This is a genomic window from Cellvibrio sp. ATLC23, assembly GCF_057196725.1.
The window spans coordinates 15,744-42,259 of sequence record NZ_JBXUOS010000012.1; the positions used below are offsets into that span (position 1 = coordinate 15,744).

General features: G+C 47.5%; 24 protein-coding genes. 6 read left to right on the plus strand and 18 right to left on the minus strand.

The window, feature by feature from the left end:
- Nucleotides 1-25: 25 nt before the first annotated feature.
- The 3 genes from AC2CG4_RS16850 to AC2CG4_RS16860 are packed head-to-tail and all read right to left on the minus strand — an operon-like array spanning nt 26 to nt 2,359.
- Complete coding sequence (locus tag AC2CG4_RS16850) at nt 26-1,087, minus strand: COX15/CtaA family protein (RefSeq protein ID WP_484487378.1); 1,062 nt, start codon at nt 1,085-1,087, stop codon at nt 26-28.
- Nucleotides 1,084-1,602, minus strand: a complete 519-nt coding sequence (locus AC2CG4_RS16855; RefSeq protein WP_484487379.1) for a hypothetical protein — start codon at nt 1,600-1,602, stop codon at nt 1,084-1,086. Before AC2CG4_RS16855 ends, AC2CG4_RS16850 begins: the two co-directional genes overlap by 4 nt.
- Nucleotides 1,589-2,359 (minus strand): SURF1 family protein, encoded by a 771-nt coding sequence (locus tag AC2CG4_RS16860; protein ID WP_484487380.1) that lies wholly within the window; start codon nt 2,357-2,359, stop codon nt 1,589-1,591. Before AC2CG4_RS16860 ends, AC2CG4_RS16855 begins: the two co-directional genes overlap by 14 nt.
- A gap of 26 nt (nt 2,360-2,385) precedes the next feature.
- Here AC2CG4_RS16860 and AC2CG4_RS16865 point away from each other — a divergent pair, with 26 nt between their 5' ends.
- Nucleotides 2,386-2,595, plus strand: coding sequence for a DUF2909 domain-containing protein (locus AC2CG4_RS16865; RefSeq protein WP_484487381.1), 210 nt, complete (start codon nt 2,386-2,388; stop codon nt 2,593-2,595).
- A gap of 4 nt (nt 2,596-2,599) precedes the next feature.
- On the opposite strand, the gene AC2CG4_RS16870 is transcribed toward AC2CG4_RS16865, so the two are convergent.
- The 11 genes from AC2CG4_RS16870 to AC2CG4_RS16920 form a co-directional block, all read right to left on the minus strand.
- The gene (locus tag AC2CG4_RS16870) at nt 2,600-3,481 is read right to left on the minus strand and encodes a cytochrome c oxidase subunit 3 (protein ID WP_484487382.1); all 882 of its coding nucleotides are present in this window, start codon (nt 3,479-3,481) and stop codon (nt 2,600-2,602) included.
- A 27-nt stretch (nt 3,482-3,508) separates the two neighbouring features.
- Complete coding sequence (locus AC2CG4_RS16875) at nt 3,509-4,036, minus strand: cytochrome c oxidase assembly protein (protein ID WP_484487383.1); 528 nt, start codon at nt 4,034-4,036, stop codon at nt 3,509-3,511.
- Nucleotides 4,037-4,078: 42 nt separating this feature from the next.
- A complete protein-coding gene (gene ctaD, locus AC2CG4_RS16880) occupies nt 4,079-5,677 on the minus strand; it encodes a cytochrome c oxidase subunit I (protein WP_484487384.1) in 1,599 nt (532 codons plus the stop codon).
- Nucleotides 5,677-6,831 (minus strand): cytochrome c oxidase subunit II, encoded by a 1,155-nt coding sequence (gene coxB / locus AC2CG4_RS16885; protein ID WP_484487385.1) that lies wholly within the window; start codon nt 6,829-6,831, stop codon nt 5,677-5,679. Before coxB ends, ctaD begins: the two co-directional genes overlap by 1 nt.
- Before the next feature lie 621 nt (nt 6,832-7,452).
- Complete coding sequence (locus tag AC2CG4_RS16890) at nt 7,453-8,295, minus strand: putative porin (RefSeq protein WP_484487386.1); 843 nt, start codon at nt 8,293-8,295, stop codon at nt 7,453-7,455.
- A gap of 147 nt (nt 8,296-8,442) precedes the next feature.
- Entirely contained in the window at nt 8,443-9,255 is an 813-nt protein-coding gene (locus AC2CG4_RS16895) for a symmetrical bis(5'-nucleosyl)-tetraphosphatase (protein WP_484487387.1), read from the minus strand.
- Between the two features lie 44 nt (nt 9,256-9,299).
- The gene (apaG, locus tag AC2CG4_RS16900) at nt 9,300-9,668 is read right to left on the minus strand and encodes a Co2+/Mg2+ efflux protein ApaG (protein WP_484487388.1); all 369 of its coding nucleotides are present in this window, start codon (nt 9,666-9,668) and stop codon (nt 9,300-9,302) included.
- Nucleotide 9,669: 1 nt separating this feature from the next.
- Nucleotides 9,670-10,533, minus strand: a complete 864-nt coding sequence (gene rsmA / locus AC2CG4_RS16905) for a 16S rRNA (adenine(1518)-N(6)/adenine(1519)-N(6))-dimethyltransferase RsmA (protein ID WP_484487389.1) — start codon at nt 10,531-10,533, stop codon at nt 9,670-9,672.
- Nucleotides 10,534-10,549: 16 nt separating this feature from the next.
- The gene (pdxA, locus tag AC2CG4_RS16910) at nt 10,550-11,545 is read right to left on the minus strand and encodes a 4-hydroxythreonine-4-phosphate dehydrogenase PdxA (protein WP_484487390.1); all 996 of its coding nucleotides are present in this window, start codon (nt 11,543-11,545) and stop codon (nt 10,550-10,552) included.
- 119 nt (nt 11,546-11,664) lie between these two features.
- The gene (locus tag AC2CG4_RS16915; protein WP_484487391.1) at nt 11,665-12,984 is read right to left on the minus strand and encodes a peptidylprolyl isomerase; all 1,320 of its coding nucleotides are present in this window, start codon (nt 12,982-12,984) and stop codon (nt 11,665-11,667) included.
- Between the two features lie 15 nt (nt 12,985-12,999).
- Nucleotides 13,000-15,552, minus strand: a complete 2,553-nt coding sequence (locus AC2CG4_RS16920; RefSeq protein ID WP_484487392.1) for an LPS-assembly protein LptD — start codon at nt 15,550-15,552, stop codon at nt 13,000-13,002.
- A gap of 177 nt (nt 15,553-15,729) precedes the next feature.
- On the opposite strand from AC2CG4_RS16920, the gene AC2CG4_RS16925 reads away from it, so the two are divergent.
- Genes AC2CG4_RS16925 through AC2CG4_RS16935 form a run of 3 tightly spaced genes read left to right on the plus strand, consistent with a single transcriptional unit; the run spans nt 15,730 to nt 18,470 of the window.
- Complete coding sequence (locus tag AC2CG4_RS16925) at nt 15,730-16,851, plus strand: aminoglycoside phosphotransferase family protein (protein WP_484487393.1); 1,122 nt, start codon at nt 15,730-15,732, stop codon at nt 16,849-16,851.
- Complete coding sequence (gene murU, locus AC2CG4_RS16930; RefSeq protein ID WP_484487394.1) at nt 16,848-17,555, plus strand: N-acetylmuramate alpha-1-phosphate uridylyltransferase MurU; 708 nt, start codon at nt 16,848-16,850, stop codon at nt 17,553-17,555. The genes AC2CG4_RS16925 and murU overlap by 4 nt, the downstream gene beginning before the upstream one ends.
- A gap of 33 nt (nt 17,556-17,588) precedes the next feature.
- A complete protein-coding gene (locus AC2CG4_RS16935; protein ID WP_484487395.1) occupies nt 17,589-18,470 on the plus strand; it encodes an SPFH domain-containing protein in 882 nt (293 codons plus the stop codon).
- A 48-nt stretch (nt 18,471-18,518) separates the two neighbouring features.
- Here the strand turns inward: AC2CG4_RS16935 and AC2CG4_RS16940 are convergent, their stop codons facing one another.
- Both AC2CG4_RS16940 and AC2CG4_RS16945 read right to left on the minus strand, forming a co-directional pair.
- Nucleotides 18,519-19,199 carry a hypothetical protein gene (locus tag AC2CG4_RS16940; RefSeq protein ID WP_484487396.1) on the minus strand — a complete coding sequence of 227 codons (681 nt, stop codon included), beginning with the start codon at nt 19,197-19,199 and terminating at the stop codon, nt 18,519-18,521.
- Nucleotides 19,200-19,249: 50 nt separating this feature from the next.
- On the minus strand, nt 19,250-21,058 hold the full coding sequence (locus AC2CG4_RS16945) for a serine/threonine-protein kinase (protein WP_484487397.1): 1,809 nt from the start codon (nt 21,056-21,058) through the stop codon (nt 19,250-19,252).
- A 228-nt stretch (nt 21,059-21,286) separates the two neighbouring features.
- On the opposite strand from AC2CG4_RS16945, the gene rpsT reads away from it, so the two are divergent.
- Both rpsT and maoP read left to right on the plus strand, forming a co-directional pair.
- Nucleotides 21,287-21,556, plus strand: coding sequence for a 30S ribosomal protein S20 (rpsT, locus tag AC2CG4_RS16950; protein WP_062061190.1), 270 nt, complete (start codon nt 21,287-21,289; stop codon nt 21,554-21,556).
- A gap of 290 nt (nt 21,557-21,846) precedes the next feature.
- Nucleotides 21,847-22,236, plus strand: a complete 390-nt coding sequence (gene maoP / locus AC2CG4_RS16955) for a DUF413 domain-containing protein (RefSeq protein WP_484487398.1) — start codon at nt 21,847-21,849, stop codon at nt 22,234-22,236.
- Nucleotides 22,237-22,327: 91 nt separating this feature from the next.
- On the opposite strand, the gene AC2CG4_RS16960 is transcribed toward maoP, so the two are convergent.
- On the minus strand, nt 22,328-24,709 hold the full coding sequence (locus AC2CG4_RS16960) for a GH36-type glycosyl hydrolase domain-containing protein (protein WP_484487399.1): 2,382 nt from the start codon (nt 24,707-24,709) through the stop codon (nt 22,328-22,330).
- Between the two features lie 87 nt (nt 24,710-24,796).
- Nucleotides 24,797-26,506 (minus strand): MFS transporter, encoded by a 1,710-nt coding sequence (locus tag AC2CG4_RS16965; RefSeq protein WP_484487400.1) that lies wholly within the window; start codon nt 26,504-26,506, stop codon nt 24,797-24,799.
- Nucleotides 26,507-26,516 lie beyond the last annotated feature (10 nt).

Sequence of the window (26,516 nt, forward strand, 5' to 3'; positions counted from 1 at the left end):
ATTAGTCGTAATTAACGAGTTATCGTTATTTATTATTGTCTTGTTGCAAAAGATGTTTTTCTGAAAAAGAGAAATCCGCACAGACAGCCACTTTCCGTAAATATATTTGCCGTACAAAAACCACAAACAGCATTAATAGATTAGCTGCCACCACATTATGTGCAACAGCATTTAATAGCGGCAATCTCGCCACCACATTGATTAGCCCCAGCGTAAACTGCAACAGCAATAGGCCTGCTATAACAACTGCAATGTTTTTCATAAAACGTGTGTTCGCTCTGCACCAGCAGCAGTAAATAAATCCACCCAACGACAACAGAGTCAATATCGCCCCCATGCGATGTAGAACATGAATACTCATACGCGCCTCATAGGGTAACACGCCAAACTCATAGGTCTCATGACCGAGCGGCAAGTGCAAAGCAGACTGTACCGAAAATCGCTCAACCCAACCTGATTCACAAAATGGCAACTCGTAACATACGGCGGCAGCATAATTACTCGCCGTCCATCCACCTAACGCTATTTGTGCGATTAAAATCAACAAGACCCCATACGCAAAAGGCAGCAATGGCGTAAGCTGTGGCTCGCTTGGTAAAGATTGTTTCTGTTTAACCTGAAGCTGCCAATAAATTTCCATGCGTAGCAATGCCAACAAACTCAATAGAGTAAAGCCACCGAGCAAATGTGCCAGTACTACTAACGGTAGCAAATTGAGTGTCACCGTCCACATACCCAGTGCGGCCTGAAATACCACTAGGGTTAAAATGATCGCGGTTAATAAACGGAATTTTTTGATTATGTGGCTTACTATAAAAATTCCTAGCACAGTCAAACCTAACAAACCCGCTATGTAACGATGCAGCATTTCGTTGTGTGCTTTGTGCGGCTCTATTTGTGCATCAGGAAATTGTTGTTGCAGTTCGGCCACATGCCTTTCATGTAAAGGTGCGGTGAGCTTGCCGTAACAACCTGGCCAATCAGGACAGCCCAAACCCGCATCGGTTAAACGGGTATAAGCACCTAAGATAATCACTACCAACGCCAGTAGCAGGGTAAAGTTAACCAAGCCAGCAAAACGACTCATACATCACTCCTGTCGTAATTCATCAGCCGCAGTAGATCCGCACGAATATCTTTAGCAATATTTTTCATCTGCTCAACATCAGCAAATACCGGATAGCGCAATAATACCAAGCCATTCTGATTTACGATGACAATTTGATTCTCCAATTCAGGCTGAGACTGAGAACCAACCAACAGATTAACTGCAGGAAACTGCGTAAAGCCAACCCCGTGTGTCGACGCTAAAAACAGCGGTTCCAGATTGATTTGCTTGCGACCTAACCCAGTATAAAGCTGCTGCAGTGTATGTAATGCCTGCTCACACTCCTGATTACAATCTGCTGCACGCACATAAACTAGGCGCCAATGCGCCGCCGTAGATGAAGCGACAGGAAGCAACTGTATATCCCGTTCTAGCCACTCACCCTTATTAATACTGGAGTGACTAAACCACCCCATCGCCAAACTGACTTTAGCTGCCAATAAAGGCACCAGCGCACAGGCGATAAATAAGGTAAAAAATTTACGGCTTGTCATGTGGCAACTCCTTACGTGCACTGGCAATTAATGCAATCACAATCACTGCCACTGCCAATAAACCCCACTGTAATGCATAGGCGTGATGGCGCTCTGGCGGCAAAATAACGGGACGATAATGGATTAGAAATGGCGAATTTTTATTTTGATAAATAACACCCGAATGCAAAGGCTTCTGTAAATAAGTAGCGAGCTGCAAGCTATCAAGCTGTTGGATCCGCATAGGCCAACTACCACGATCCTCAATATTTGTACCCAACAACAAACCCTTGATGCGTGTGCGATAAACACCTTGCACCTGCAATTCTGCAGGGATAACCACTTCAGGCAACTGTTCACGAGCCAAGGGTGCCGCCAGCCACCCTAAATTTACCAACACCGGCACAGGCGATTTAGTTTCACTATGTGAATTTAAAGAATGGGTATCCGTAATTTCTTCTACGGCAATTATCACATCGTATCCAAAACGACCATTTACAATTTGGTTGTCCAATAGCCACACATTGGGTTCCAGCCACCGGGCGCGAAACTCTAGCTGCACACCATCGACCATCGCTGTATCAATGTGCGACAGCTGTGCCATGCTTAACGCCCCCTGTTGCTGCCAATCTGCAATACGCGCAAGGGTTTCAGTTTTTTCGGCCGCGCGTGATAATTGCCAGAAACATAAACCTAAGAGCAGCGCCACTACCGATAAATTGACCAACACCCATGGCCAGCGAACTACCCAATAGCGATTGAACGCTATAATGGTCATACACTCACTCCTGCTAAGGTGTTTCCATGTTGCTAAAAATTATTCTTGTAACTTTATTGGCGATTGTTATTTTCAGTTTGTTTCAAGCACTATTTGCAATGCTAAAAAATGATGAGGCGGCACCTAAGATGTCAAAGTTTCTCGGTCGGCGCCTGATCTTTTCAGCTTTAGTTGTATTACTCTTGATCGTGCTTTTAGTGACTGGGGTCATCACACCAAACCCTCGTCCTTATTAGTGGCTTACAAAACATAGACGAATACAAATAAATTCAGCCATACCACATCAACAAAATGCCAATACCAAGCTGCCGCCTGAAAACCAAAATGGCGCTCAGGCGTAAAATGATTTTTAAGTAAGATACGCAAGAAAATAACGATCAAAAATATCGTTCCCAAGGTGACATGCAATCCGTGAAATCCGGTAAGTAAAAAGAATGTATTGCCGTAGAGCCCGGAATCGAGCTGCAATCCCAGATCCTGATAGGCATGAATATATTCATAACCTTGTAAATACAGAAATATCACGCCGAGAATAATCGTGAGCATCATGAAAAAGCCCAACTGTGCCGGTTTTTTTTGCTCAACTCCTATGTGCGCGAACTGCAAGGTGATTGATGAAACAAGCAGTATTAGAGTGTTGTATAAGGGAATCCCATCCCAAGGCATAGCTTGAGTTTCTACACCGCCCGGTGTTTTGGTTAAGGGCCAGATTGCCTCGAATGTTGGCCAAAGAATTTCACCAGTCATAGCGTTATTACCAGCTCCATCTAGCCAAGGCACAGAAATAACCCGGGCATAAAAGAGCGCGCCAAAAAACGCCATAAAAAACATCACTTCAGAAAAAATAAACCAACTCATACACTGGCGGAATGAGCGATCCATCTGCGCACTATAAAGCCCGGCCACAGACTCCGTGATTACATTTTTAAACCAACCGAATAGCATATAAAACAAGAGCGCAAACCCCGCCACCAGCATATACAAACCTGCACCATGCTGATCTTTGGCCAAAGCATTTATCCACAGTGCGGAACCATAGCCAATAAAAAACAAGGCAACTGCGCCTACAATTGGCCACACACTTTGCTCTGGAACATAATAGCGTTGATAGCTGTCACTCATGGTTATTCCTCCATTCGCACAGACTGTTTAACGGCTTGCCGTCTGTGGAGTATTTTTATACAAACGGTAAGATAAGGTGATAGTTGAAAACTGTTTTGGTAACTCGGGATCAATATAAAATTGCACAGGCATTGCCTTGCGCTCATGCGCATCCAATGGCTGCTCAACAAAGCAAAAACATTCTATTTTTTTAAAGTATCGAGCTGCCTCACCGGGCGATACCGAAGGAACTGCACGCCCTACCATTGCCTCATCGGTATGATTTTCCACAAAAAAGCTCACCTGCTTTATTTGCCCAGGATGTAAGTGAACTCGCTGTATCTCCGGTGCAAAATCCCACGGCATAGCAGGATCGCGATACGCTAGAAACTCAACTGTAATACTTCTACTCTCATCTATTCGTTTTGATGTGGCCGCAGCAGTTGCAGCAGTCTTTCCATTAAGACCTGTAAATTCACAAAACACATCATAAAGCGGCACTAATGCAAACCCGAACGCAAACATCGCGAGGCAAATCAACATCAAATTACGCATTATCACCTTGTGAGAAACCATGTCTTACTCCAACAATGCTTTACTCGAACAATGAATAAACGCTTATTTCACCTGCGGAGGCGTTTGAAATGTGTGATATGGCGCGGGCGATGGAATCTCCCACTCTAATCCTTGCGCCCCTTCCCATACTTGCGCAGTGGCTTTCTCGCCTTTGCCGCACATACAGCGCACCACCATCCACACAAAAATTAATTGCGATAAACCAAACAACAATCCACCAATACTGATAAACGCATTCATATCAGCAAATTGTAATGCGTAATCAGGAATACGCCTCGGCATACCCGCAAGGCCGACAAAATGCATAGGGAAAAACAACATATTGACGGATACTAATGAACACCAAAAATGGAATTGGCCAATGCGTTCGCTATACATCACCCCGGTCCACTTTGGAATCCAATAATACACACCGGAGATAATGCCAAATACCGCACCGGTCACCAGAACATAATGAAAATGTGCCACTACAAAATAGGTATCGTGGTATTGAAAGTCGGCAGGGATAATCGCGAGCATCAAACCGGACAGGCCGCCAATGGTAAATAACACAATAAATGCAACAGCAAACATCATCGGCACTTCAAAAGTCATTGAGCCGCGCCACATAGTGGCCACCCAATTAAATACTTTTACACCAGTCGGCACTGCGATCAACATAGTGGTATACATAAAAAATAATTCGGCAGCTACCGGCATGCCAGTAGTGAACATATGATGCGCCCAGACAATAAAAGAGAGAAACGCAATACTTGCCGTTGCGACAACCATAGATTCATAGCCAAATAAAGGCTTACGCGCAAATGTGGGAATAATGCTGGAGACTATACCGAAAGCGGGCAAGATCATGATGTAAACTTCGGGGTGACCAAAAAACCAGAATATATGCTGGAACATCACCGGATCACCACCGCCAGCCGCATCAAAAAAGCTGGTACCGAAATATTTATCGGTCAACACCATGGTTACTGCACCTGCCAATACAGGCATCACCGCAATCAACAAAAAAGCGGTAATTAACCAGGTCCAAACAAATAGCGGCAACTTCATCCAAGTCATGCCTGGGGCGCGCAAATTGAAAATGGTAACGATGACATTCATCGCCCCCATGATTGAAGATATACCAAGCAAGTGCACAGAAAATACAAAAAATGCAGTGCTATCGGTACTGTAAGTCGTTGAGAGGGGCGCGTAAAAAGTCCAACCTGCCGCTGGTGCACCGCCTTCCATAAAAAAAGTAGAAAGCAAAATAGTAAAGGCAAACGGGAGTATCCAAAAACTCCAGTTATTCATGCGCGGCAACGCCATGTCGGGTGCACCAATCATCAGCGGAATCATCCAATTGGCCAAGCCGACAAACGCTGGCATTACCGCTCCAAACACCATCACCAAACCATGAACCGTTGTTAACTGATTAAAAAAATGTGGATCAACAAACTGCAGACCTGGCTGAAATAATTCAGCGCGAATTCCCATCGCTAAAATTCCGCCAATGAATAACATCAGCAAAGAAAACAATAAATAAAGCGTACCTATATCTTTATGATTAGTGGTGTACAGCCAGCGGGTAATGCCCTTAGGTTTATGATCATGGTCATGATGATCAGCCGGGCCAAGCGCATGGGAAGTTTCTGTGCTCATTATTTTTCTCCCTCTTTGATCGCGGCAATATCGGCAGCCTGCACCATATCGCCGGTATTGTTACCCCAAGCATTACGCTCATACGTGATGACCGCCGCCAGTTCGGAATTACTTAACTGCTTACCATAAGCCTGCATCGCCGTACCGGCCTTTCCTTCCACTACGATGCGAATATGTGCAGGAATATCTGTTGTCGCAATCAGACTCCCCTTGAGCCCAGGAATTGCTCCCGCAAGCCCTTCACCCGATACCTGATGGCATGCGGCGCAATGTGCTTCATACATTTTTTGGCCAAGCGTCATCAATTCCTGCATATCCATCATGCCGCGCGCCGCCTCTTCTGCTTTTAACCTTTCCTGCAATTCAAGCTGTTCAGCGACCCAACGATCAAACTCCTCAGGACTGCGCACATCCACCACTACGGGCATAAAGGCGTGATCTTTTCCGCACAACTCGGCGCATTGCCCACGATAAATTCCCGGCTTATCCACCTTGGTCCAGGTTTCATTGATAAAGCCAGGGTTAGCATCTTTTTTGATCGCAAAATCATGCACCCACCAGGAGTGTATAACATCATCGGAAGTGACCAGAAAACGAATTTTTTTACCTGTCGGCAGCACCAACGGTTTATCAACATCACGCAGATATAAATCGTTCTTAGTGGCGAGATTATTAATTTCGTCGCGCGGCGTCGCGAGCAATGAATAAAACTCGATGGGATGCTCAAGGTATTTATAGTGCCACTTCCACTGAGAACCAGTCACCAATACCGTGAGGTCGGCATCAGACGTATCCTCCATCGCAATTAAGGTTTTGCTCGCAGGAATAGCCATTGCAATCAGAATTAAGACGGGAATTGCAGTCCAGATTATTTCAACCTTCAAACTGCCATGAAATTGGGCAGGCTGCGCACCTTTTGACTTTCGGTGATGAAAGATAGACCAAAACATTAATGCAAAAACAACTACGGCAATCGCACAACAAATGTAAAAAATAATCATATGCAAGTCATAGACTTGATGACTGATATCTGTGACGCCGCGTGGCATATTATATTTTGGGTCTTGCGCAAACACCCCGTTGATTTGGGCTAACAACAACAGACCAATCCAATACTGCAATTTATTATTTATTAGGCACACATGGCATTTCACTGCACGACTCCTTCTTGTAGCTTATGGCTTTTATCGAAATCGCAAATGAACAGTTGAGCACGACTATCTGCATAATTCACAGAAGCCTAAAACCCCAAGACCTGTTCATACATTTGCGTAGCATTGCACATAGAACAAGCATACAACTATAGATACTTACGCAAAAAAATATCGAGCAACACTCGATGAGAGAGATCAGGAACAAACCGGAACTAACCCGGCGAAAGGTGCGACCTGACTACAGAGATGGCGATTAGGCCAAGTGGCGGGGAAAACTACTGAAAAGCACCCACAACAATCACTTTTCAAATACCCAAGTCTTTTATATTCAAAGACATACAGCCAGAACACAGGACGTACCAGAAACCCGGACACCTCACTTCTAACAATTATCGGCAGCATTACTTCATATTGTAGTTAAGTTTAAAAACTACTGAAAAAGCAAATCTACCTAATGGATTAACTATAAACCCATCGCATTAAAACGCAAGACATATCCTTAAAACAAAATTCCAGCAATAAACAATTGCTTTTATATAACAAAAAACGCCAAGAGAATTAACCCTTGGCGTTTTATTAACGAATCAAATCAGTAGTTAAGTACAAACTATCCGCAATCAATTAAAAACGAATAGTGCCACCTAACATTAAACGATTTTCAAAATCTCCATCGTAGTAACTCAGTTCCAAGCTGGCATTATCGGTAAAGTAATTACGCGCGCGAATAAAATAGTCCGTCCTGGTGTCGCTATCGTTAAATTCATCGCCATCATAGGAAGAATTAACAAAGCCAGCCCCCAAACTCAAATGCCGATCAAAATAATAATCTGCAGCCACCCTAATTGTATCTGAAGCGCCGTAGATATCCTGATAGGCATAACTGGCCTCAATGTTTAACGCCTGTTCACCGGCGAAAGGAATAACGTACTTACCATTAATATTCCACTGCTCAGACACATCAACATCTTCTTCAAATTCCGACCAAACCAACAACCCTGTAACTGGAGCAACACCCGCCTTTATAAACCAGGAGGAATCCCATTTTGACGAAAAGCTAGCTGCATCAAAACTTTCATCGCTCGGTAAAGAATATTTTGATTTGTATTGATTAACACCAGCACCCACATAAAAAATCGTGTTGGGAATATAAAAATCAACACCTAGCGCACGGTGATAAATATCTAAACGGTCGCCCGACTCTTTAAATTCATAATTGGTAAGGTTGATATAGACGCTGCTCGCTTTTTCAACAAAAGCAGCTTCTGCAAGGGGATGGTTTTTTGTGTCTACGGGAGAAAGATAATAGGCTCCTTCAAGACCAACAGAATAGCCCTCTTCAGAGCCGTCTGTTACGTCAATATCCTCGTAAAAAGCCGATAATTCACTTTGGTAGGTTGCAGCAAGCGCGAAGGGCGATGTTAAAAAACCAGCAGTAATAATGATGGACAATAATTTCAATTTCATAATCTATCCTCTGATATAGACAACAGCATTTGTAGTAATGCTGGAGGCATACTAGCGGGAGAAAATTGAATTGAAACTGAACGATACAGAGTGTTACAAATTGCGCTTATTCATTAAGCGAAAAATTAAACCGGGCGTATAAAACCGTTATGCAAGACAATCACAGGAAAACTTGCGTTCATCCTCCAAGCGCAAAGCCGTGAGCGAACCACCCCATACACAGCCGGTATCAAGCGCGTATACATTTTTAGTATTTGTATGACCTTCCAGTGCTGCCCAGTGACCAAAAATAATTTTTTGCGTGCGCGTTTTACGTGCAGAAAATGAAAACCAGGGTGCAAACCCAATCGGCGCGGCATCCGCACTCTCTTTGGTTTGCAACTCCAATTCACCTTCAGCGCTGCAAAAACGCATGCGGGTAAAATAGTTAGTGATTAAACGCAAGCGATCAACACCAGCAAGATCATCACTCCAGCGACTGGGCAAATTGCCATACATACCCGCTAAAAAATGTTCTATTTTGTCTGACTGCAAAACGTTTTCAACTTCGCGGGAGCGAGCCAATGCTTCTGCCAAATCCCACTGCGGTGGAATACCGGCATGTACCATGGTGAAATTTAATGCAGGATCACAATGTACTAATTTTTGCTGGCGCAACCAATAGACCAAATCAGCACAATCGGGGGCGCGCAATAATTCATCCAGCGTATCGCTTTTACCGAGCTTACGCAGGCCATAATAAACGGCGATAAAATGCAAATCGTGATTGCCCAATACGATAGTAACGGAATCGCGCAGCCGATATAAAAAGCGCAAAGTAGCGAGAGTGTCTGGCCCGCGATTAATTAAATCGCCCGCGAGCCAGAGTTTGTCGTGGCGTGGATTAAATTTAATTTCTGCTAACAGGCATTGCAGTGGTTCAAGGCAACCTTGAATATCCCCAATTGCATAGGTTGCCATATCAATACCTGCCGATTTTTTTATTAAATGTTTTTAGGTAAAATTTAATGCACAGCGTGTGGCGGCACTAAGGCAAAGGTGGGAATCGGTGCATCAAACATAACACCGTCCTCTGCGCGCATATGATAAGTGCCTTCCATAATGCCGGTTTCGGTTTCAAGAATAACACCACTGGTGTAAGTGTAGCTTTCTCCCGGTTTTAAATGAGGCTGCTCACCCACCACGCCCATACCCTGCACTTCTTGCAGTTTTTCATTAGCGTCAGTGATGCGCCAGTGGCGACTAATCAATTGCGCGGGCACGTCGCTTTTATTCGCGATAGTGATGGTATAGGTATACACATAGCGATGTTCGAGCGGCAGTGATTGGCTGGCCATATAATTGGTGCGCACTAATACTTGTATATCCGACATTTTAGTCAGCCTCTTTCAAGGTTTGGCCATTCAATGAAAGCTCGCCAAGCAAATTACTCATGGCGACATATTCAGGCAAACTGATTTCTTCCGGACGAAGTTGTAAATTCACTGGCAGGCTTTCCATTTGCTCAGCACTCAATAATTGTTTGAGTGAATTGCGCAGGGTTTTGCGGCGCTGTTGAAACGCGACATTTACCAATGTTTCCAAACTTTTAATATTGTTTGCTACATGCGGCAACTGTGCGTGCGGGGTCAAGCGCACAATGGCTGAATCCACTTTGGGTGCAGGATCAAACGATGTAGGCGGCACATCAAACAAATCTTCCACCGCACAATAGTATTGCACCATGATCCCCAAACGACCGTAAGCGCTATCACCCGGTTGCGCCGCCATACGCTTCACCACTTCTTTCTGCAGCATAAAGTGCATATCTTGCACGCGATTGGCATAAGTGAGCAGATGAAAAATCAGCGGTGTTGAGATGTTGTACGGCAAGTTGCCAACTATGCGCAGCGGCTGATCGTTTTTAATTAATTGTGCAAAATCAAATTGCAGCGCATCTGCTTGGAACAAGTTAAAATTCGGGTGATGTTCGAATTTAACTTTCAACCAAGGCACCAAATCGCGATCCAGTTCGATCACACTTAGGTTGTCGCAACTGTCGGCGAGCAATTGGGTAATCGCGCCTTTGCCTGGGCCGATCTCTACAATCAGATCATTTTTTTGCGGATGTACCGCGCGCACGATTTCGCGAATAATGCCGTGATCGATCAAAAAGTTTTGCCCAAAACGTTTGCGCGCCTTGTGCCGTGATTCCGGTTGTGACTCCCGTTTTGAAAAAGAGTGCAGCGTTTTTTTCATAAACATTTTCCAATAATTAGCGCGCGTGTTTTGCTTCAACCATAGCTAGAGCGTAACTTAATGCAGTGCGTAAGCTGCCCATATCGGCTTTGCCTGTGCCGGCCAAATCCAGCGCGGTGCCGTGATCAACCGAGGTGCGTGTGATCGGCAACCCCAGCGTAATATTCACCGCCTGCCCAAAGCCTTTGTATTTTAAAACCGGCAAACCCTGATCGTGATACATGGCGAGCACTGCATCGGCGTTATCCAAATATTTTGGCGTAAATAACGTATCGGCTGGTAGCGGGCCAATCAGATTCATTCCCCGCGCGCGCAGCCGTGCCAACACCGGCTCGATGACTTCAATTTCTTCGCGCCCGAGGTGACCGCCCTCACCGGCGTGCGGGTTTAAACCACACACCAAAATACGGGGCTGAGCGATACCAAATTGGGTTTGCATATCGCGCTGCAAAATTTCCGTCACTTGCGTGAGTTCGTCTTCGGTAATTGCCGCTGCAACATCTTTCAGCGGCAAATGGGTAGTGGCCAATGCCACACGCAAGCCCTCGGTAGCGAGCATCATCACCACTTTGTGAGTGTGCGTTTTTTCCGCGAGATATTCGGTATGGCCACTGAATGCGATACCGGCATCATTGATGATACTTTTTTGTACCGGGCCAGTAACCAGCGCTGCAAAATAACCAGCTATGCAACCTTCGATAGCAGCATCCAGCGTGTGCAAAATATAAGGTGCATTTTTAACATTCAGTTTGCCCGGCACAGCGGACTCAGCCAACGCGATAGGCAGCACCGCCAATTCACCGGCCGCACTCGGGCGCGGCGCATCCTGCAGATTGATTTCGCGCAACTGCAACGGCAAACCTAATTGTTGGGCACGTGTTTGCAATAATTGTGGGTCAGCGATTGCCACCACCTCATAGGGCAGGGCTTGCTGCGCCAGCATCACGGCCAAATCTGGACCTATACCGGCGGGTTCACCCGGAGTTAGAGCAATTCGATATACAGAGGTCATGCTATCTGCGCCTAAAAAATAAATAAAATACTATGCTAAAAAACACAGCGGCTAAAAACAGAACCGCCCATGGCAATCCAATTTTTAGCCGCCGATAAAACCGGTAAAAAACTACAGGCTTAGAGTTTGATTTCGACGTAAGCCTCTTCGCGGATTTGGGTCAGCCACAACTGAAACTCTTCGTCAAAACGACGTGAACGCAACACGTTAGCCGCTTGGTTGCGTTTCATTTTATCGCTCATATCTTCTTTGCGGCGTTCGAGAACTTGCAAAATATGCCAGCCAAACTGGCTCTTGAAGGGGCGAGTAATGCCACCGATAGAGGTATTGCCCATTGCCTCTTCAAACTCAGGCACAAACATCCCCGGAGTGGCCCAACCTAAATCGCCGCCGCTCAACATAGAGCCAGTATCTTCTGAATGCTCACGGGCGAGCTTGCCAAAATCTTCGCCTTTTTCAATACGCATTTTTAAATCCAACAGTTTCTGACGCGCTTGTGCATCGTCCATAATTTCTGAGGTTTTGATCAAAATATGGCGGGCATGAGTCTGCTCAACTAACTGCTCGCCGCCGCCGCGCTGTTCAATATTTTTGAGGATGTGAAAACCGGCGCCGCTGCGGAAAGGCTTAGATACTTGCCCCTCGCGCAACTCAGCCATTTGATTGCCAAACAACTCCGGCAGTTGCGCCAGTTTACGCCAACCTATATCGCCCCCCTGCAGCGCAGCTTGATCATTGGAATAACTAATCGCCATCTGGGAAAAATCACTGCCCGATTGCAGCTTTTGGTAAATATCGTTGACTTGCTTTTCAGCGGCGGCAATAGTGTCTGCATCGGCACTGCTGGACACGGCAATTAATATATGGCCGATATGAAAATCCGGCGAGGTAGCAAACTTGCCATCGCTAGACGAAAGAAAGTTATTGATATCTTGTTCAGTCACTTTGATGCGGCTATTCACTATGCCCTGCTGCAAATGACTGATAGTCAACTCATTGCGCATTTGTTTGCGCAGACCCTCGAGCGTCAAGCCTTGCGTTTTCAAATCAGCTTCAAGTTGCGCCAAGGTAATTTGATTTTTTTGCAGCACCCGACCAATTGCCTGATCGATTTCTGCTTCATCGACTTTGATTTCGTAACGCTCGGCCATGCCCAATTCAATACGCTCGATAATCAGCTGCTCAAGAATTTGCTTGTTGAGCACATCCTCGGGTGGCAATTGCTGGTACTGGCCTTTCAAACGCTCCAGAATGGACGCCTTGCGATCATTCAATTCACTTTCCAGCACTACATCTTTATCAACAATAGCCACCACCCGATCCAGTGATACTGTATTGCTTTGCGCCAAACCGAGTTGGCTGGTCGCCAGCAGCACACCGCCTAACAATAATGTCCAACCCATGTGCAAAAGATGTGGCCTGCTTTGGTTCTTACTCATAATTCAATCACTGTTTTATTGTAGAGATGCTTCACGCTCACCATAACCAAACATGGCTTTGTCGAGCAAGTTACTAATACGTTGACTCAAATTGCCAAAACCGCGCAACTGCACTTCGATAAACACACCGCGGTCATAGTCATTACTGCTGAGGTTTTCCATAAAATCGGGACTAAAATCGAAATCCACCCACTGCCGCGCGAGAATACGCACGCGGTAGCAGCAATCGGTATATTCGAGCCCAGCAAAGGTGTCGAGTTCCGCATTGTACGTAAAATCGTAGTTAGCACGGGCAATTAATGCCCATTGGTTGGAAACTGGCCAGAGTGTGGTGATGTCGATCTGATTCAGGTTTTCGCCAATATTCGGGGTAGTTTCCAGTGGACTGAGCGAAACCGGATCGCGACTATAGCGGTAGCCAACGTTCAAAATCCGATATTGCTCATCCATGTAATTCAAGCTGGTACTGACAGTATTTATCTGCTTTTGCTGATGGTCGTAAAGCACGTCACTGCTAATGCGCAGATGATCGCCAATCAGCGTACTCACCTGTCCTGCCACCGCCGAGCTAGTGCGGGTATTGGCATAGGCGTCATCATTATTGAGGATGCTGACTTCCCTGTCTTCAAAGTAGCTAATCTGACCGATACTCAAGCGCAAGCGCTCTATGCCGGTATCGCTCTCTACAAAGCGGCTGGTTACACCCAGTGCTAAGTGATTGGTATCATCGATGCGATCACCGCCCGAGAAGCGCGAGTCGCGAAACAGTTGGTTGTAGGTAAAAATCAGATCCGATGTATCAAAATTGACATAGCTAGCTGCGGATGTGAGGCCATAGAGTGCGTCCTGATTTTCATAATCGCGATAGAGATAAAATGCACGCGGCTCCAGGGTTTGGGTAAATGCGTCGCCAAACAAGGTTTTGTCACGCTCAAAATACAAACCCATATCCAGTGAACCTTGCGGCGCTAAGTATTGCTGGCTGCTGTCCACATCCGTGCGCAGATTGGTCGCCTCTAACTCGTAACCAAGGGTTTTCAGACCCACGCCCGGCTTTATATAGCCGATGGTAAATTCTTTATCCCACGTGACTTTGTAGTTAGTGCGCAAACGCTCTCCGGTGATCAAATCCGCTTTGTAGAGCGCATTGGCGGGATCTTCTTCAAAATAGCGATTCATGCCGAAATGAGTGAATTCATTGTCCAGCTCGATCAACCAATCATTGATGCGGTATTGGCCATCGGCATGCAAGCGTGGTAATTCGCGGTAAGGCAATTGCGAACTGGTCAGCAAGCGAAACTCTTCGGCTTTGGCGCCCAACTGCCAATGCTCACTGCTGTAAGTGGCGGCGGCACGCTGGCGAATATAGGCTTGGCGATTTAGATCAACCGCGCTGCCATCGACATCGCGAATATAATCGGTATCGCTAACATCGGTGTAATCAATTTCAGTCGCCCATGGTTGGTTGCGCCCGCCGGTTTGCTCCAAGCTGTATTGCCAACGATCTTTGCCGAGATACTGTTGATCGATTTCATCGTCAGCGCGGCCAGTATCGCCACTGCGATCGTTGTTCAGCACACTGCCACTCAGCTCTGTATCAAAAAATTCGGACTTGTGGCGCAACTCGGTCACGAGCATATAGCCATGATCAGAAAGGTAGCGCGGCGTGATAGTAGCATCGTAATTGGGCGCGATATTCCAGTAAAACGGCGCGGAAAACTCGCCTATGCCGTCACTTTCATCAAAACCTATTGAGGGAAACAAAAAACCGGTCAGGCGATCAGGCCCCACTGGAAAACGAAAGTAAGGCGCGTAAACCACCGGTACATCTTTGATATGCAAACGCATGTGCTTGGCGGTGCCGTAGTGTTTGTCGTTGTGCAGGGTGATATTTGAGCCGCGGATTGACCAGGTGTTATCGCCCGGCTCACAACTGGTAAAAGTGCCCTGATCCAGACTGATTACCGCATCGCCAAATTTTTGCAGGCTTTCAGCACGGCCGCGCACGCGGGTTTCGTACAGCACAAAACGGGCGTTATCCAAGCGGGCATTGCCGGTATTGGTATCGACATAGGCTTTGTCGGCGCGCAGTAATACGCCCGGCTCACGTACTTGGATATTGCCCTCAAGCTCCGCTTCGCGGGTGGTTTTATCGAAAGTGAAAGTATCGGCGCGAAAGGAGCGGCGCCCCTGCGTCAGGCGCACGTCATCGCGCATGATAAATTTGGTTTGCTTTTCTGACTCTGAGTAATCTGCGGTGCCAAAGATATTGGCTTTTTCCGGATCCATATCCGATTCAGCATCATCGCGCGGCGGCGCCACATAGGCACCACAACAGGCGGTAGGCACTTGCGCGCGCTGCTCGGGGGTTAGCTCATCCAGCGGCACCCAATCCAATTCGCGCAATTGCTCATTGGGGTCTTTTGGGGTGGAAGAGTCAGTCGCCCACACCAAGGGAGCAGACAGGAGCAGCAATCCCGCACACTGGGCTGCAACACACAGGGCTAGGCGGGAACGAAGAAATTTACTGCGCAGATACTGTTTGGGGTGATGCTGGGATGGAGCCATTAACCGCGGTCTCAAATAGGCGCGCCAAGTATGCCGCCGAAAAAATTGATGCGATTCTACTGTAAACAACCTGCACAGGGAATGAATTGGGGGAAATCGCCTGGCTGGGGTAGAATCCAGCCCTAAAGGCAAGCACAGCTGATGCCGCCCAATAATCACCTCAATTTCGGAATCTGCATGACCACGCCCCATACCAAGGTCGATCCAATCGCGACAAACGCATCGACTGCAGCGGCCACCGATGGCAGAAAGTTAGCCCTTACTCACTGGGTAACCCATAACACATCAGCAGAGTTGCATCCCATTGAGCTACACAGCTTGGGAGGGGATGCGGGCTTTCGCCGCTACTTTCGCTTTCAGACACCGTCACAATGGTTGGCAGTTGACGCACCGCCCGCTAGCGAAGATACCGCGCAGTTCCTCGCCATCGCCCGTCTGATTGAACAGCAAGGTGTGCGCAGCCCGCGCATTGCCGCCGCCGATGCCAAGCAAGGGTTCTTGTTAGTTGAAGACATGGGCGACCGCTTATTCTTTCGCGAAGTCGATTCCAGCAATGCCGATAGCCTCTATCAACAAGCAATTTCTACCCTGCTGCAGTTACAGCACAGTCAGGATGATGTTGCACTTATTCCACGTTACGACCGCGCACTCTTGCGCCGCGAGTTGGAAATATTTAGCGAATGGTTTGCAGGCAAATTGCTCGGGCATTCACTCACCGCAACAGAGCAGCAGTTACTCAATAATGTGTTCATCCAACTGGAAGACAACGCCCTCGCCCAACCGCAAACCTTTGTGCACCGCGACTATCACTCACGCAACTTATTACTGCTCGATGACAACTCCCTCGGCGTGATTGATTTTCAAGGCGCGCTCTGGGGCGGCGCCACCTATGACCTAGTCTCGTTGCTGCGCGATTGTTATCTGCGCTGGCCCGCAGAAAAAGTCACGCACTGGGCGCTGGATTATCGCCAACGCGCCATCGCCGCCGGCATTATTCCGAACATCAGTGAAACCGAATTTCTGCGCTGGTTTGATTGGCTCGGTTTGCAGCGCCATATAAAAGTGCTGGGTATTTTTGCGCGCTTGAATTTGCGCGATGGCAAAGCTGGCTATTTAAATGACCTGCCGTTAGTGATTCGCTACACCCTCGAAATTGCCGAGCAATATCCACAATTACAGGCATTCGCCACTTGGTTTAAACACACCTTATTGCCACTGGCGCAACAGCAGAGTTGGTATCAGGACTATCGAATTGCAGGAAATCGAATCGCAGGAAATCAAACGGCGGACAAACAATGAAAGCGATGATTCTCGCCGCCGGGCTCGGCAATCGCATGCGCCCACTTACCGATCACACCCCCAAACCGCTGCTGTGCGCAGGCGGTAAACCGCTGATTGAATATCATCTGGAAAATTTACAGCGTGCCGGTATTCGCGAGGTGATAATCAACCTCGCTTACCTCGGTGAAAAAATTCGCGCCCACTTAGGAGATGGCCAACAATTTGATGTAAATATTCACTACTCCACCGAACCCGAACCACTGGAAACCGGCGGCGCTATTTTGCACGCAATCGATTTGCTCAGCGCTGAGCCTTTTTTATTAATCAATGGCGATGTCTGGTGCGATCTGGAATTTGCACAATTTATCCAGCAGCCATTTAGTGAAAACCAAGCGGGGCATTTACTGCTGGTGCCCAATCCGCAGTTTCATCCACAGGGCGACTTTGCTCTGGCAGAAAATGGCCAATTACTCGATGATCCCGACAAAACACATCCACAACGATTTACCTTTGGCGGCATCAGTTTGCTCAAGCCGGAATTAATTAGCGAGTACCCGGGCAAGCGACAAAAATTTCCGCTGGTAGAAGTTTTGCGCCGCGCAATTAACCATAAACAACTGACCGGACAAGTACACAGTGGCCAATGGAGCGATGTAGGCACGCCCGCAAGGCTAGAAGAACTTGAACACTCTTTACTGCAACACTCAACCAAAACTGCTTAACCCACTACGTTTAACCCACTATAAGGACGCACCATGTTAAAAGCCGATTTCAGCTCACCCAACCCCATCAGTCTCGCCAAACTTATTCCAGTACTGATTGTATTGTTTCTGCTTACGGTTGTTTACGGCAGTTGGTACACAGTGGACCAAGGTGAACGCGGTGTGCATTTGCGCAACGGAAAAATTATCGGTACCGCAGCACCCGGTTTGGGTTTTAAAATTCCACTCATTGATACAGTGGTAAAAATCTCCACACAAACCCACACCGCCAATTATCAAGCGCTGCAAGCCTATAGCCGCGATCAACAACCCGCGACGATTCGCGCATCAGTCACTTTCAGTGTGCCAGCCGACAGAGTGGAAGAGGTCTATGCCAACTTCAAAAGTATCGACTCAATGATGGCACGTTTGGTTGATCGCCAAGTGCCTACCCAAGTTGAAAATATTTTTGGTAAATACACCGCAATTTCCGTGGTGCAAGAGCGGATTAAATTCGGTATCGATGTCACTGACGCCATCACCAAAGCCATCAATGGCCCGGTAGTGATCAACTCAGTGCAGATTGAAAATATCGATTTCAGTGCAGCTTACGAAAAATCCGTAGAAGACCGCATGCGTGCAGAAGTGGAAGTGCAAACGCAAAAACAAAATCTGGAAAAAGAGCGGGTAACAGCGCAGATTGCCGTCACCAAAGCACAGGCAGAAGCCGATTCACAATTAGCCCGCGCCAAAGCAGAAGCCGAAAGTATTCGTATTAAAGGTGATGCAGAAGCCTCGGCAATTAAAATTCGCGCTGAAGCGCTGGCGCAAAATCAAAATTTAATTGAATTAACTAAAGCGGAAAAATGGAACGGACAACTGCCTACCACCATGCTGCCCAATGGCACCCTGCCATTTTTTAACACCAACAAATAAGCAGCAGATACAACAAGGGCGCCGATAGTGGCGCCCTTTTTTATAGAATCAATTCATCGCCAACAATTGCATCGCACCAAATTCATTAACTTGCAAGACCAGCTGGATATCATTATTTGAACTATCCACCACTTTCCCATTAAGTAACAACTCGGTTTTAATCGGGTATACCCCCTGTGGCAAACCTTCAGGCAGGGTAAACGAAAACTCATTTTGGTAGCGGCCACCGCGTTTGGTTTTTGCGTTCACCGGCTTGGTAAAGTTTTTTAACTCTTTGTTATTGTCTTCATTGTCGTAAATCGCAATGCGCTCTTCGATCAATGCAGTTTTTTGTTTGGTGCCTGGCACTACCACTATATCGGACTGAATAATCACCTCTTTGCCCGGTTGAACAATATTGCCCGGCAGGGTTTTGGTGACGTATTGCGTCGCCATAGGCTCGGCAGGCAGGTTGTTGTTTTGCGCTTTGTACTCTTCCGCTACCTGCCCCTCTTTTGCAATTCGCTCGGAGCGATGTTTGATAATCATTTTGGTCAACACCGTCACTGCCACTGCTACAGCAGCCACGCGCGCCGCCGCTTTTAAGCGCTCGCGATTTTTACAGCCCTGATCGCCACTACTGCACTTGTGAGATCGATCTATATTGTCTTTCAAATCTTTTAAACTAAACGCCTGTAGCGGATTCGCCAAAAGACATGACAATAGAACAATAATCGCTTTGCTTTTCATATTTGCAGTACCTGATCGGTTATGGTTGCGAACTCTTGATCTCAATACACTTACTTAATTGTAAAACCGGTTTCCTTAAGTTTGCGCTGGGTTTCTTGCGCCCGTGTTTTTAACGCAATTGCCGCTTTGTTAGTGGAATCCAAATCCAGTGCCGACTCCGCCTTGGCAATCGCGCAGGCATAATTCTTTTTCCCCATGCAGCGCTCGGCATCATCGAGCAGTTTTGCGGTTTTTGCGCCCAGCTCTTTATATTGCTGCTGCGCCATCGCTGCCGACTGTTTCAATTCAACCGCCTGCGCGCTGGCCGGATCAACCGACAATACCTTAGCTGCCACTGCCAGTGCACAATCATAATCCTTTGCGTTCAGGCAATTTTGCCCAGTTACTAATTCCTGATTAATGGACTGCTGCTGCGCTGCCAATGCTAATTGTTGTTGCTGTTCAATCTTGGCAATTTTTTCCATGAGCAATTGGCTGGCCGAATGACTGGCATTGAGTTCACGCGCGCGCTCGGCAAAAAGCCTGGCACAATTTAAATCCTGCTGCTGCAAACAGGTTTCAGCCTCTTGCACCAAGGCCGCCATTTTTTCCTCATCGACACGTTCAGCCTTGGCCGTTTGCGCTGCCTGTAAAAGAGCGATGGCAACCTGATTATCCGGCGCAAGATTGGTCGCCACCATGCTCTGCTCGATCGCACAATTAAAATCGCTCTGCGCAAAACATTGTTGCGCTGCAGTGATTTTTTCGGCGATGGTCGCCTGTAATGTTTGCTTTGCTTGATATTGGCTATAACCAAACCAAGCCGCACCGGCGAGTGATACCAGCGCCAAACTGACTGCGACGGTTAACATTAACGGATTGCGCCGGGGAAATAACTCATCAACAAATTGCGCAACGCTCGCCGTGCGCTCTGCTTTAGTGAGTGCCAGTGCATGGCTCAGTGCTCGCCACTCACGGGCGCTGAGTTTATCCAAGCGTTTTGGCGTCAGCTTTTGTTGCTGCGCATCCAACGCTGAGCGATTGTTATAGGGGTGGCGCCCCGCCAGCATTTCATACACCACACAGGCGAGCGCGTAGACATCATCGCTAAAACCAAGCGGTTCATCTTTTACCATTTCGATGGTGGCATAAGCAGGTGTCAATGCGCCTAACTGCCCAGCATCAAAATGGTGTTTTTGCACTTCTTTGGAGGCGGCGCGCGCGATACCAAAATCCAGCACCTTGGCGTTGCCATCGGTATTAACAAACACGTTGCCGGGTTTGAAGTCGGCATGAATTAATTTTCGCTGATGGGCATAAGCCAGCGCAGCACACAAATCTTTGGTGATTTTCCAGACCCGCTCTTTCGCCAGCCCCTTGCCACGCTGCGCCTTGATCAGTTGATCCAACGGCTGCCCTTCGAGCAGCTCCATGGTCATAAACAGCGTATCGCCCTCGCGATCAAAGTCGTGCACCGTGACAATATTAGGGTGGGCGAGGGTTTGCGACTTGGCGGTTTCCTGCTGCAGGGTAACAAAAGCGTCGGGATGGTCTTTGAAATCCTGATTGAGAATTTTGGTGGCGATATAAGGATTGGGATCCTCCGCTTCGACTTTGCGCAGATCCTTGGTTTTATAGACGGTGCCCATACCGCCGTGCCCCAGCACATCTTCCAACAAAAAGCGTTTCTTCAGCAGTGTGCCCTTGCCGCTCTGGGATTGTTTAACCAGCTCCCGCGCCTGCGCAAATCCAGCGGAGTGATTATGGGGAGCGCTGTATTGGGTGAATTGCGTGGCGTTGGGAGCAGCAACAAATTCATCGCCGCTGCGCACAGTTGTGGCATTCACATCGGTTTGATTGGATTCATCATGAGTAGACACGCAAAAATCCCCTGGAGGTTTCAACCTTGATCGCTGGCGCCAATATTATCATGCCGCGTACCTGTATACTGGTTAGCACAGCAACTCCCCCCACCACGACTATAATCAGTCAATTACTCGGGGATATTGGTTGACAAAAAAATCGAACACGGCATAATGTCGCGTCCTTGAATCCCGACCCTTTTTTCGACAGTATTTGTCCAGAATTTATCTTATAGGAGCACTAAGGTGGCAAACTCACCCCAAGCCAAAAAACGCGCGCGTCAAAATGAAAAAGCTCGCAAGCACAACGCAAGCATGCGCTCTATGGGGCGTACTTACCTCAAGAAAGTGCTTGCCGCTATCGCCACTGGCGATAAAGCAGCTGCCCAAACCGCTTATGTTTCAGCTGTTTCAGTGATCGATCGTATCGCTGACAAAGGCCTGATTCACAAGAACAAAGCCGCTCGTCATAAGAGCCGCTTGAACGCAAAAATCAAGGCATTGGCAGCAGCTTAATCGCCCTTTTGATCTCGCGTGTAAAAAAACCGGCTTAAGCCGGTTTTTTTATGCCCGTAATTTAACCCAAATGCTGCCATAGACACCATAAAGCATAATTTTAGGTCTATACAGTGTCATAAAAACAGATTATCTTCGGCAGCAACTTTTGCTTGGAACCTTTTCCAGCACAACCAAAAAGAGAGCTGGGCTTGGGGTGATATCAACTGGCGAGCAACCCGATAAAGGATGCAGTTGCCCACAGTTAGCACCTAACCCAGAAGTGCACATACTAATAATGGAGATACTCTATGCTGCCGCGTGACCACTATCTGAAACAAACATTTCAAGATACCGTTAACTTTCCCGATGGTTTTGAAAAAGGTGGCCTATCGGACATTCAGGCGCGCCTGATTCGCAAACAGGGCATACTGATAAATGCCCTAACAATGGAAGAAGTCTCAGACCCCACCGCAGACGATCTGCACATGCTCAAAGTCATCGCCAATCAGAGCGCCCCCAAAAGCCCTATAGAGCAAGCTTGGGTCAAATATCTCTCTATCGTCAAAACACGCCAAGCCGCAGCACCCACCAAGGCCAGCAAAACCAAAACAACCAAGGCAAAAGCAGCTGAACCCGCCACTGAAGAGGCTCCAGCCACCAAGGCAAAAGCTGCCAAGAAAACCGCAAAAACAGATTAATAACATCTTCACGCTGCAACAAAAAAGGCGCAACCATTAATGGGTTGCGCCTTTTTGTTATCCGCAGCGCATTAAATGCTGCCGCTTAGAACTACTGCGGAATCAACACCTGCACTGAATAGCTGCGCCCCGCCTGAATATTACCAATGCAATTATCATCAAGCAGCTCACCATTACAGCGCACCTCGATTGCACTCACATTACTGCGCACCAACTCCACCTTAAACTCGGCACCGCGGAAGTGCCGCACCACAGAAGCACTCGGCCAGTGCGATGGCAATTGCGGCGCGATGCGCAGCCCTTTTTCACAACCCTGCAAACCAAACACACCCTCAATCAAACAGCGATACACCCAAGACACAGTGCCGGTATTAAACAGCTGTGATGAACGCCCCGCAGTGCGCGGATACTGGTGATAAGCACCGCGATAATAATTGGGGATATACACCGGCAACTGACCGCGCTGCAAATAATCTGCCTCACTTGGACCAGGAATCATTTGGCGCAGCAATTTATAGGCACGATCCGAATAGTGATGATTTTTTTCAGCAATGCTAAACAAACTGTAGATATAAAAAATCGCCGCGTGATTGTAAACCGAACCGTTTTCCGCCGAACCGGGATGCTTCTGCGTCACCCGACCCACATCATCGCGCATCGCGGTATATGCAGGCGCAAGCATGGTTACACCGTAAGGTGTTTCCAATTGCTGCTCAATGGCGGCAATCATTTTTTCTCGCTGCTCTGCACTCGCCGCACCTGCTAAAATCGCCCAACTCTGCGGATTTAAAAAGATGCGCCCCTCTTTGTCTTTGCTTACACCAAACACCACGTCATCGTCAGTGATACCGCGTCCGAACCAGTCGCCATCCCACAAGTATTTATTCACTGCTGCATTCACATCTTGCGCACCAGCACTAAATTCGTTTTGCAATCCTGTTTGGGATTGTTTAGCGCAGACATCCGCCCATAAATTCAATGCATAAGCCGTTGCCAGGGATAACCAACCAGAAACGCCCTTGCCCTTGTAGCCCACCATATTCATTGGATCACACCAATCACCTTGAGCGATAAAACTCAGGCCGCGCTGATCGCGCGACTGCAATAACCAGCGCATCGCATTAGAGATGCGCTCGAATACGGAAAGAGTTTTACCATCATGACCTGCTACAGGTTCTTGCAAAATGGCGTAGTCATTGGTTTCGTCGAGATAGGTTTTTAAACACACCGGTAGCCACACGCAGTGATCCGTGTGAGGAATTTGGTTGATATATTTCAACTCGGCACCTTCGGCGAGCAAAATACCATCCGGCATAGCGCCCGATTCTTCCTGTTGACTGAGCGCATGCAAAAATGCCGCGCGGGTAACTTCGGGTTTGATGTAAGTCATCCCCATATTGTCTTGCAGATAATTGCGCGTTTGCGGGTCTGTGGTTAAACGATTGACATCACCGTGATAAAACACCTGACGCGGCAGCCAATTGTTTACAAAATTATTTAACTCCGCATCGGGCGTTTCAATTTGTAAACAGCCACTGCCAGTGGCGATATAGGCGGCATAATCCGCCTGCGCTTTAGCAAAGCCCGATGCGCTCAAATAGGTATCGCGCAGGTTTTTAATTTCTGCATCGTCAAATGCCGGCCCAAAAATAAATCGATAATCTTGCTGCGCCTGATCCGGCATTTCCAAACGGTATTGCAAAATCGCCGCAGGCGTTTCATAACGCGCATCACCGCAGGCGAGCACATCCGCTTGCAACGCAGTTGGATTGTGCAACCCACCCTCGCCTTCAAAGGTTTCCTGCTTGGCCTCCCAGGCAACGGGGTTAACCTCATGCAAGAAAAATGTTTTGTCTTTGAAATTTTTATTTTTAAAATAGTCAGCCACTTTTTGATAAGGGGTGACACAAGTAGCGATAATTCCGCCGAGATCTGCACGGTATTCGGCCGACTGATTCATCCAAGACATATAGCCAACAGGGAAATAAGTATAGACACTCAGTTTGCGCACGCGGCCGGAATTATTAATCACGCGCAATTGCCACAATTCCACCACATCTTTTACCGGCAGTGACAGCGTCAACTCGGCGCGCACACCATCGCACTCAATCGCCCACTGCAAATCGCTTTTGCCAACAGAGAAAACATAATCTTCGTAGGGCGCACGCACTGGCTCATAGGGCGCAGAAAAAATCTTTCCTGTTTCTTCATCTTTGATATAAAAAAACCGCCCCGGATGATGGGCATAGTAGGGCTGCTCCGGCTGCATAAATGTTTTTGCTTCCAGATTCGGCGCATAGGCATATTTAGCAGGTTCGGGCTGCATAAATTGTGCAACCGCATAACCGCGACAGGTTACCTGAATCATCATCTGCTGATTCCACAGAAATCCTGCAGCGCGCGGCATGGCCGTCGGAGTTAACAAATCATAGCGTTCGCCAGTCTGGCTGGGACTCAGTAGAGCGTTGGTCATGAAGGTGTCCTATCGAAAACAATTATTACGAGTGGGGAGGGAAATAAAAAAGCGCCGCAACACGGCGCTAAATTAAAGCAGTAATAGCTAGGAGTGACGCGCCTCAAGCTCTTGCTGGATTGATTCCACTTTAGCGTCACTCAGGTTGTAAAACAGTAGCGATAATGCGGTGAGGAGCGCAAATAACCCGGGCACCAAGGTTTGCATATAGATGATGCTATCGAGCGAAGCGCCATCCTGCATCTGACCTGCTTGATAGCCCATCATCGCCAACACTGAGAGCATTAATGCCGAACCAATTGCGCTGCCAATTTTTTGCGAGAAAGTGGTAGCAGCGAAAGTCATACCTGTTGCGCGGCGCCCATTTTTCCACTCGTTATAATCAGCCACATCAGCATACATCGCCCAGGTAATCGGCGGTTTAAAACCCAGTGCAATACTGATCAGAATATTCAGTGCAAACATCCAGATAATTTCTTTAGGTAACTCTGCACTATCGCGCACTGTGCCATCCGCGCCGATACGCTTCACACTAATTACCTGCCCGTTCGCATCAAGCAGATTCAATGCCGGCCCTGTTTCCGCCAAAGGCACACGCTCTTTAATAATCCAAAAAATTTTGTCGTGGCGCAGCCACTGATAGACATCACCCTCTGCATGAGGCCTCCCAAGCAAGGTGGCCGCATCAAGCTGCACCTCATTAGAGGTTATATCCAATACACCGTTAGCGTGCGGCTTGGGCACAAAGGTGAATGCAATTGACAATATCGCGACCACACACAGCAACCACATCAACAATTTACGTTTATCGACATATTTAGTAACGGTTGAAGCGAACATTGCGCCGACCATCAGGCCCGCCATTTGCAAACCTATATAGTTGCCAAGCAAATCCGGGCGCTCAACAAAATAGCGAAAATAATAAGCAGCTGAACTACCGCGCAGTGTCATAGTGATCATAAACACCAGCGCCAATACAAATAACACCAACCATGGGCGACAGATGAACAGATCTTTCAAATCATTTAAGGGATGGGTTTTTTCTTGCGTGAGCGCTGGCTGGATTCGCTCGCGCGTAGTCAAAAAAGTAACCATAAACAAACAGCTGGCGATGATTGAGTAAATAACCATGGTCATCTGCCACCCTTTTGCGGAATAGCGATCGCCATCACCAAAATACTCTGCCAATTCCGGCGTGGCCGCACCCACCAAAATACTGGCGAAGTAGGCAAAGAAGAAGCGCGTGCTATTGAGCTTATTGCGCTCCTGGGTGTTAGCCGTTAAGACTGCGGAGAGCGAGTTGTACGGCATATTCAACACGGTATAACAAAGCATTAACAGGCAGTAAGACGCGTATGCCCAGATCAACTTACCTGTATCATCCAACTCAGGGGTGCTCATGGTTAAAATGCCTGCACCCATCATCGGCAGCGCACCCCAGAGTAAATAGGGGCGAAATTTTCCCCAGCGAGTATTGGTGCGATCGGCAATGCCGCCCATGATTGGATCGGTAATCGCATCAATAATCTTGGTAACGGTAATCATGGTTGCCGCTGCAGCAGCGCCAATACCAAACACGTCCGTATAAAAAAATACTAAATAAGATCCAATAATCGCCCAATAAAAATTGAATCCGGCATCACCCAAACCGTAACCAATTCGCTCGCGCCAGCTCAGCTTAGCGAGGCGATCATCTTTTGTTGCCAGGGGCTGTTGCACATTCACCATTACTCTCCAACTTTTGATTAATAGCATTTCGCCACCCGAGAGAGCGGTATCCATCAGAGGGAAATGCATTAGGGCTCTA

Excerpts from the sequence above, each read along its gene's own strand:
- rsmA (WP_484487389.1), bottom strand. The coding sequence starts at position 10,533 with ATGAAAAAAACGCTGCACTCTTTTTCAAAACGGGAGTCACAACCGGAA.
- AC2CG4_RS16890 (WP_484487386.1), bottom strand. The coding sequence starts at position 8,295 with ATGAAATTGAAATTATTGTCCATCATTATTACTGCTGGTTTTTTAACA.
- murU (WP_484487394.1), top strand. The coding sequence starts at position 16,848 with ATGAAAGCGATGATTCTCGCCGCCGGGCTCGGCAATCGCATGCGCCCA.
- AC2CG4_RS16860 (WP_484487380.1), bottom strand. The coding sequence starts at position 2,359 with ATGACCATTATAGCGTTCAATCGCTATTGGGTAGTTCGCTGGCCATGG.
- AC2CG4_RS16850 (WP_484487378.1), bottom strand. The coding sequence starts at position 1,087 with ATGAGTCGTTTTGCTGGCTTGGTTAACTTTACCCTGCTACTGGCGTTG.
- AC2CG4_RS16920 (WP_484487392.1), bottom strand. The coding sequence starts at position 15,552 with ATGGCTCCATCCCAGCATCACCCCAAACAGTATCTGCGCAGTAAATTT.
- apaG (WP_484487388.1), bottom strand. The coding sequence starts at position 9,668 with ATGTCGGATATACAAGTATTAGTGCGCACCAATTATATGGCCAGCCAA.
- AC2CG4_RS16870 (WP_484487382.1), bottom strand. The coding sequence starts at position 3,481 with ATGAGTGACAGCTATCAACGCTATTATGTTCCAGAGCAAAGTGTGTGG.
- pdxA (WP_484487390.1), bottom strand. The coding sequence starts at position 11,545 with ATGACCTCTGTATATCGAATTGCTCTAACTCCGGGTGAACCCGCCGGT.
- AC2CG4_RS16855 (WP_484487379.1), bottom strand. The coding sequence starts at position 1,602 with ATGACAAGCCGTAAATTTTTTACCTTATTTATCGCCTGTGCGCTGGTG.
- AC2CG4_RS16865 (WP_484487381.1), top strand. The coding sequence starts at position 2,386 with ATGTTGCTAAAAATTATTCTTGTAACTTTATTGGCGATTGTTATTTTC.
- AC2CG4_RS16940 (WP_484487396.1), bottom strand. The coding sequence starts at position 19,199 with ATGAAAAGCAAAGCGATTATTGTTCTATTGTCATGTCTTTTGGCGAAT.
- AC2CG4_RS16875 (WP_484487383.1), bottom strand. The coding sequence starts at position 4,036 with ATGGTTTCTCACAAGGTGATAATGCGTAATTTGATGTTGATTTGCCTC.
- AC2CG4_RS16935 (WP_484487395.1), top strand. The coding sequence starts at position 17,589 with ATGTTAAAAGCCGATTTCAGCTCACCCAACCCCATCAGTCTCGCCAAA.
- AC2CG4_RS16965 (WP_484487400.1), bottom strand. The coding sequence starts at position 26,506 with ATGCATTTCCCTCTGATGGATACCGCTCTCTCGGGTGGCGAAATGCTA.
- ctaD (WP_484487384.1), bottom strand. The coding sequence starts at position 5,677 with ATGAGCACAGAAACTTCCCATGCGCTTGGCCCGGCTGATCATCATGAC.
- AC2CG4_RS16895 (WP_484487387.1), bottom strand. The coding sequence starts at position 9,255 with ATGGCAACCTATGCAATTGGGGATATTCAAGGTTGCCTTGAACCACTG.
- AC2CG4_RS16915 (WP_484487391.1), bottom strand. The coding sequence starts at position 12,984 with ATGAGTAAGAACCAAAGCAGGCCACATCTTTTGCACATGGGTTGGACA.
- maoP (WP_484487398.1), top strand. The coding sequence starts at position 21,847 with ATGCTGCCGCGTGACCACTATCTGAAACAAACATTTCAAGATACCGTT.
- AC2CG4_RS16925 (WP_484487393.1), top strand. The coding sequence starts at position 15,730 with ATGACCACGCCCCATACCAAGGTCGATCCAATCGCGACAAACGCATCG.
- AC2CG4_RS16960 (WP_484487399.1), bottom strand. The coding sequence starts at position 24,709 with ATGACCAACGCTCTACTGAGTCCCAGCCAGACTGGCGAACGCTATGAT.